Origin of the sequence: Halarchaeum salinum, from assembly GCF_039520965.1 — an archaeon.
Lineage (GTDB): Archaea > Halobacteriota > Halobacteria > Halobacteriales > Halobacteriaceae > Halarchaeum > Halarchaeum salinum.
Genome location: NZ_BAAABL010000081.1, coordinates 26,568 through 33,196, shown reverse-complemented (window position 1 = coordinate 33,196; position 6,629 = coordinate 26,568). Strand labels below are relative to the sequence as shown.

Genomic DNA, 6,629 nt, shown 5'->3' with positions numbered 1-6,629 from the left:
TTTCGCGGCTTCGTGGATCGACGAGTATCTTGGCGGATACCTCCAGAAGTTACGCTAGGTACTATGCGTCTCGTTAACGCTGTGTTTCTCGTCGATGGCGCGCCATGGCTTCAAGAAGCCCTCCGTCGCCATGGCCTCCGATTCCAACACGACACACGGGAATCGGAATGCTGTCGAACGTCTCTACAAAGAGATAAAACGACGAACGAGCCAGTTTGCAAATCACTTCCGCCACGCCGACCCAGCAACCGCCGAAACGTGGTCGCTCGCACAAGCCTTCTACCAAAATCAGCTAATCTGAACAATGCCCCCTAGAGGAACCGACAGTTCCGCCCGAGGACGTCCGCGCGGTCGTGACCGGTGATCCGCTCGAACGCGTCGTTGACGTAGACCAGCGGGTTGTCCGGCCGATTCGGGTCCGTGAGCGTGATCCCCACCGGCGCTTCGTCCATCGCGCGCTCCTTCACCGCGTTCGGAAGCGGCGGATCGTCGTCCATCCCGTGTCGGGGTGCCATCTCGACGCTCGAACCTGCGACGCGCAGACGTATCAACACCGTGCTCGCGTGCCCGCTCGACCCGCAATCTTCATCATCTTCCGAGAGACGTCGCTCGTGTGCGAGATGGTAAGCTAAAATAACGTGGTCGACGCAGGTGTCGGGAGATGACGCGAATTGTCGACTATGAGCTCTTCGAGGTCCCGCCGCGCTGGCTCTTCCTCCGGATCGAGACGTCCGACGGCGTCGTGGGCTGGGGCGAGCCGGTCGTCGAGGGCCGCTCGAAGACCGTGAAGGCGGCCGTCGAGGAACTGATGGACACCTACCTGCTCGGCGAACCCGTCAACCCCATCGAGGACCACTGGCAGACGATGTACCGCGGCGGCTTCTACCGCGGCGGGCCCGTACTCATGAGCGCGATCGCGGGGATCGACCAGGCGCTCTGGGACGCGAAGGGCAAAGCACTCGGCGTCCCGGTGTACGAACTCCTCGGCGGCGCGGCCCGCGAGCGCATCGAGGTGTATCAGTGGATCGGCGGGGATCGCCCCAGCGACGTCGCCGAAGAGGCGAAACGGAAGGTCGAGCAGGGGTTCTCCGCGCTGAAGATGAACGCCACGGAGGAGATAGAGCGCCTCGACGATCCCGCAGCCGTCGAGGCCGCCGTCGATCGCCTGCGGCAGGTTCGCGAGGCCGTCGGCGACGAAGTCGACATCGGCGTTGACTTCCACGGGCGCGTGACGAAGCCGATGGCCAAGCGCCTCGCCGCGGCCCTCGAACCCTACGAGCCGATGTTCATCGAGGAACCCGTCCTTCCCGAGCAGAACGACGCGCTCCCGGACATCGCCGCGCATACGACCATCCCGATCGCGACGGGCGAGCGGATGTACTCCCGCTGGGACTTCAAGCAAGTCTTCGAGAACGGCGCGGTCGACGTCATCCAGCCCGACCTCTCGCACGCCGGCGGCATCACCGAGGTAAAGAAAATCGCGGCGATGGCCGAGGCCTACGATGTCGCGCTCGCGCCCCACTGCCCGCTCGGGCCCATCGCGCTCGCCTCCTGCATCCAGGTTGATGCCTGCTCGCCGAACGCGACCATCCAAGAGCAGAGTCTGAACATCCACTACAACGAGACGAGCGACGTCCTCGACTATCTCGCGGACCCGTCGGTCTTCGACTACGAGGACGGATACGTCTCGATACCCGACGCGCCCGGTCTCGGGATCGAGATCAACGAGGCGCACGTCCGCGAGCAAGCGGAGAAAGACGTTGACTGGCACAACCCGGTCTGGCGACACGACGACGGCAGCGTCGCCGAGTGGTAGGCCGGCTTTCAGTACGACAACGAGACTGTTCCGACAGCGCCCCAGATTGCCGTCTCCGAGCGGCGGTCCGTCCGAGTCGCGCGCGGTCCCCATTGAACGCTTTTGGCCGCGTACCAGCCGATTCAGGCACATACAACCGCGTACATCAGTCTTCTGAACAGCGGTTCGACGCCCGTGTCAGCACCCCCGGTGACGGCGGTCGCGACATCAACCAATGGGTGTTCGTGACGTCTGCGCTCGCGACGCACGGTGTGTCGGTTCCGCACGTCGAGATGCCGTACTACCAACCGTTGACGCCCTGAGAGCGGCGTACCCGGCCTCACATTACGACGGGCTGTGAGACGATCCAAAGCGAGAGCACGGTGTAGGCGACCATGAGCGCAACCAGTGGGGCGTGCGCGCGCCACGCCCGCGTTCGGTCGTCGTAGCGCGCGAGCGTTGCGTAGTGGGCGGCGACGACGGCGACGACGTGGCCGAGAACGATGACGACGACCTCGAACCCCCAATAGGTCGGCACGGAGAGCCACGCGAGCGGCGCGAACGATGCCTGGGTCCCGACGCCGCCGAGCGCGAGTTCGAGGACGCGCGCCGCCGACGTCACGACGTACGTACCGTAGTGCGCGAACTCGTAGGCGACGGCGATGGGGAGGACGCTCGGTGCGATACGTCGCGCCGCCGCGGCAACGTTGGTCCCGCCCCCCTCGCCGAGGCGCTCGACGAGCGCGGCGGTGAGCGCGAACGCCACGAGAAAGGCGAGGAGGCCGACGAGGTAGAGCGCGATGCCGACGCCACCGTAGGGAACCCCGAGCGCGTCGTGTGTCCAGAAGAGGAGCGCGCGGAACGCTGCGGTGCTCGTGAAGCCATCGAAGCTGATGGTGTAGACGGCCGCGACGACGAACGCGACGCGGCCGAGCGACGACACCGGGCGTGCGCAGGCCGCCCACGGCGCGCGGAGCGTCGCACGGAGCCGACCGCCGTCGCAGTGGACGAAGACTGGCGCGACACGCTCGATGAGCGCGAGGAAGACGCCGATGGGGTCGGCGTGCTCGCGCCACGCCGGTCCGACGAGCAGGAGGCCGCCGAGCATCCAGAGTGCGTAGCCCGCGAGCAGCGCGGCCGTCTTCGACGGCGACTCCGGGAGGACGCTGAGGTTCTCCAGCACGCCGACGACGAGGAGGAAGCCGACGAGCGCGGGCCACCCACCGAGCCGCGGGATGTCGCGCTCGACGAGTGCGAGCGTCCGGCCTTCGAGGCGACAGAGCCAGTCGTAGACGGCGTTCCACGGCGCGATCGCCCGCCACGGTGAGCCGAGAGCTGCGGCGACGAGCGCAAGGCCGTCGAACGCGAGCGCCCACGTCACGAGCGTCGCGACGTTCGACGCGCGCACCTGTCGGCCGACGACCCCCCGGTAGAGCAGGAGCGCAAAGCCGGCGACTGCGAGCAGCTGTACGAGCGCGACCAGTACGGTCGTCTCCCGTGTTTCGAGGAGTGTCCGCGTCCGCTCTCGGGTCGCCGCGTCCGAAACGAGGCGCGCGGACGCGACGGCGGTCACGAGGACGGTGACGGCCGCACCCGCGTAGAGGTACGCGAGTGGGACCGGCGCGGCGAAGCGCGACGCCTGGATCTGGTGGGCGCTCGCGGATGTCGCGAAAACGAACAGCCCGACGAGGCCGACGAGCAGTCGGTGAGAGACGTGTCGCATCATCCCTCGAAGACGGTGTCGACGAGACAGCGCAAGCGGTCGACAAGACGGCGGACGCAATCGACGAACCGGTCACTTATCGAGGGCGCGACGGTTTCGGGGACGCGTGCGGTCTCCTCGGGGCGGACGAGCGCGGGCGTGATGCGGGCGCGTTGATCAGTCACGGCGAATCACTCGGCGGGGCCACCATCGATACTCTCCCCCTACGGGACTCGACTACTAATGTCGTCTCATCGGCCATCGCCGTATCGGCCGTCGTCGCGTCGTCGCTGGCGGCGTCGTCACTCGCAGCGTCGCGCTCGACAGTGCGCGCGTCATAGGAGAGAACGGGCGTCGCGGCCGCTGCGGTGGATGCGACGTCAGGAACTGTGGGAAGAGAGGGCGACGACGCGGCCGTCGCCGTACATGACGAGTATTTCCTCGCTCCCGTCGCGGTCGATGTCGAAGAGCGTCGGCTCCGCCCAGACCGTGACGTCCCGGTGGTAGGACGCGCGGACCGCGCCCGTCTCCGGGTCCATGACGTGGACGGTCCCGTGGTTCGTGACCGCGACGACTTCCGAGCTGCCGTCGCCGTCCACGTCGCCGGTGACCGGCGGGGGAAGCACGTTCGCGTCGACGGAGAGGTCCGTCCGCCACTCGGTCGCGCCCGTGCTGACGTTCAGCGCGGCGACGGCGTCGCCACCGCTCCCGACGTACACCTCGGGCGTGCCGTCGTCATCGCCGTCCGTGACGTGGCCAAGCGACGGGCGCGTCCAGCTCTCGCGTTGCCAAAGTTGCGTCCCGTTCGCGCTGAACGCCGTGATCGTCGAGCCGCCGGAGGCGACGACTACATCGCGGCCGTCGAGACTACCGGCGGCAAGCCACGTCGCGCGCGCCGGCCGCCGCCAGACGACGCTCCCGTTCGCGTCGAGGACGGTGACGTGTTCGTTCGACCCGATCACGACGGTCGGCCCGGCGACGCTCGGGACGTCGATACGTGCCGGGTTCGCGAGGACCGTCTCGTTGATGTCGTGACGCCACGCGAGACTCCCGTTTGCGGTGTTCGCGAACACCATTCCCGCGAAGTCCGGTTGCACGACGATCCGGTGCGGTTCCGTGAGGACAACCGGACCGGCGTAGCCGAACGACGTGAGGTTCTGCGTCCACTCGGTCGTCCCGTCGGTGGCGTCGTAGACGTAGAGGCGGTTCTCGGTCGTCGGAGCCAGGACATCGGCGGTGCCGTCGCCAGTTACGTCCGCGACAACGGGATCGCCGATCCCGTGAATCGCACACTGATTCGTGTCGACGGCGCGCTGCCAGCGGATGTCACCACTCGCGTTCAGCATCGTCATTCGACACCGCGCACCCTCACCGGCGACGGCGCTCACCGGCGCGACGATGTCGACGCGTCCGTCATTGACTGCGGCGGTGACAGGATGGTGGTTCACCTGATTCGGGCGCGGCGTATCCGAGACCCACTCGACCGTCAGCCCGGCGGACGACCCGCTGAGAGCGCCGTGGACGGTGATACCGCCGAGTGTGAGCAGTATAACCGTGAGGGCGACGGCCGTCCGCGTGCGCATTATCGGGTGATTCGGCTCGCGGCGGGTAAACGCTGTCGAGACGTGGGACGCGCTCGACGCGTGTTCCAGCCGTCGATCTATCGCGACGCGTCTCGGTCACGCGACGGATCGAGTTCCGGAACCGACGCGTACGGCCCGGAGAGCGGAAGACGCCCCCAACCCACAGATGACTGCGTCAACTAACCCACCCTACTTCGCTCACCCTGACAGGTTCGCTCGTGGCGGGTGGGGCTTGTCCATGAACTCGGCGTCGAACCCTTTCGGGTGAGCGGTAAATCCGCCACTCGGCATTCACGAGAGCAAAGCTCTCGTGCAGCCCATCAGGTTTCTGCGAAACCTGAGGACGTCACAGTCCCAGACTCGAGGGCGAGTTGGCTGTCGCCCGTCCGCCGAGATGACTGTTGGCCTCGACGGACATACCGCATCCCGATGTTCTTCACCGCGTTGTAGTCCGCATTCGCCCCCGACTCACACTTCACGCACTGGAAGTCGTTGCGAATCGGGCGATTCTCGTCTGTCGGGAAGCCACACTCGGCGCACCGCTTCGACGTGTACGCCATCGTGTTTAGTTAAGCGAGTTCCACCAGACGGCGAAGGCTTGCAACCACGTTTCTGCGGTCGCTGGATCGACGTGGCTGAAACTATTGCTAAACGAAGAAGTACGACGTTTCATATATCTGAAATCACGTTCTACGGCATTTCGATTTCCGTGACGAACGGTCTGAAATCGGAGGCTGGCTCGCTGGAGTGTAGCCGCTAGGTGCTGGGCGTGATCGACGAGAAACGCGGCGTTGACGAGATGCGACGCATCTCGTCTGCCAACCAGAACGCAACGCGTTCTGGTGACGTCGGAGACGTCGTGGTTCTCACGAAGCTCCCGCAGAAACTGCTGCGTCAATGCCGTCGTAGTCGTCGTAAACAGCCGCAGATGGAGGAATTTGTTAGTCTCCGGATCGACGGCGTTGACGAGACGCAAAGCGTCTCGTTCGCTAACCCGAAACCTATGGGTTTCTGGTAACGGCGTACAGCCAGAACTGCTGACCATTAATCCGGATCACGGTCTCGTCGAGCGCGATGTGATCCGGGTTCGCATCGCTCGCTGGCTGTAGATCGGCCTTCTGCATCCAGTCGTGAACAGCCTTCCGCAAGCGTCTGACACCAAAATTCTCAAGTTCTGAGATGGTGTTTGAAAGTGAGAGATCGGACAGGTGAAGTCGAATACCGAGCTGCATCAGATCGCTCGGTGGCCGCTCTCTCTCCACAAAATCCAAGCCGATCCAGTCGTTACAACCGCTGAGGCGGGCGATTTCAGCCATGGACAGCAGAAATCAGTTCCGCCTCACTTTTCAGCCTTAACTAAACACCGCCTATGTGCCTGCATTCTTCGCTATCCCTTTTCATATGGTCGGTACACCACACACCGGGTGAAACCGTGGTGGCCGCGACGGCTTGCCCCGACTCTTACTGTGATCTCGAAGTCACTCGGTGCGTGGTGTGTGTGTCGGAGTTCGTGTTTCACCAGTCTGGACACACCTCGCACCGAGTGAAA

The 6,629-nt window shown here is 65.0% G+C and carries 4 protein-coding genes and 4 pseudogenes; 2 read left to right on the top strand and 6 right to left on the bottom strand.

The genetic code is table 11. The features are described 5' to 3' along the window. Window positions 1-75: 75 nt before the first annotated feature. Window positions 76-301: pseudogene (locus ABDZ36_RS12865) on the top strand (IS6 family transposase); the annotation flags it as partial. Window positions 302-314: 13 nt separating this feature from the next. Here ABDZ36_RS12865 and ABDZ36_RS12860 read toward each other — a convergent pair. Next, window positions 315-467: pseudogene (locus ABDZ36_RS12860) on the bottom strand (PAS domain-containing protein); the annotation flags it as partial. A gap of 194 nt (window positions 468-661) precedes the next feature. On the opposite strand from ABDZ36_RS12860, the gene dgoD reads away from it, so the two are divergent. After that, window positions 662-1,816: a galactonate dehydratase gene (dgoD, locus tag ABDZ36_RS12855; protein WP_211312022.1), complete on the top strand. Its 1,155-nt coding sequence runs from the start codon at window positions 662-664 to the stop codon at window positions 1,814-1,816. Between the two features lie 319 nt (window positions 1,817-2,135). Here the strand turns inward: dgoD and ABDZ36_RS12850 are convergent, their stop codons facing one another. The 5 genes and pseudogenes from ABDZ36_RS12850 to ABDZ36_RS12830 all read right to left on the bottom strand — a co-directional run bounded on the left by ABDZ36_RS12850 (window position 2,136) and on the right by ABDZ36_RS12830 (window position 6,396). Beyond that, window positions 2,136-3,518, bottom strand: coding sequence for a hypothetical protein (locus ABDZ36_RS12850; protein ID WP_211312021.1), 1,383 nt, complete (start codon window positions 3,516-3,518; stop codon window positions 2,136-2,138). Continuing rightward, on the bottom strand, window positions 3,518-3,682 hold the full coding sequence (locus ABDZ36_RS12845) for a hypothetical protein (RefSeq protein WP_211312020.1): 165 nt from the start codon (window positions 3,680-3,682) through the stop codon (window positions 3,518-3,520). Before ABDZ36_RS12845 ends, ABDZ36_RS12850 begins: the two co-directional genes overlap by 1 nt. Before the next feature lie 195 nt (window positions 3,683-3,877). Next, complete coding sequence (locus tag ABDZ36_RS12840; RefSeq protein WP_211312019.1) at window positions 3,878-5,080, bottom strand: outer membrane protein assembly factor BamB family protein; 1,203 nt, start codon at window positions 5,078-5,080, stop codon at window positions 3,878-3,880. Between the two features lie 198 nt (window positions 5,081-5,278). Continuing rightward, a pseudogene (locus ABDZ36_RS12835) lies at window positions 5,279-5,637 on the bottom strand (zinc ribbon domain-containing protein); the annotation flags it as partial. Between the two features lie 8 nt (window positions 5,638-5,645). Continuing rightward, window positions 5,646-6,396: pseudogene (locus ABDZ36_RS12830) on the bottom strand (transposase domain-containing protein). Window positions 6,397-6,629: the final 233 nt, after the last annotated feature.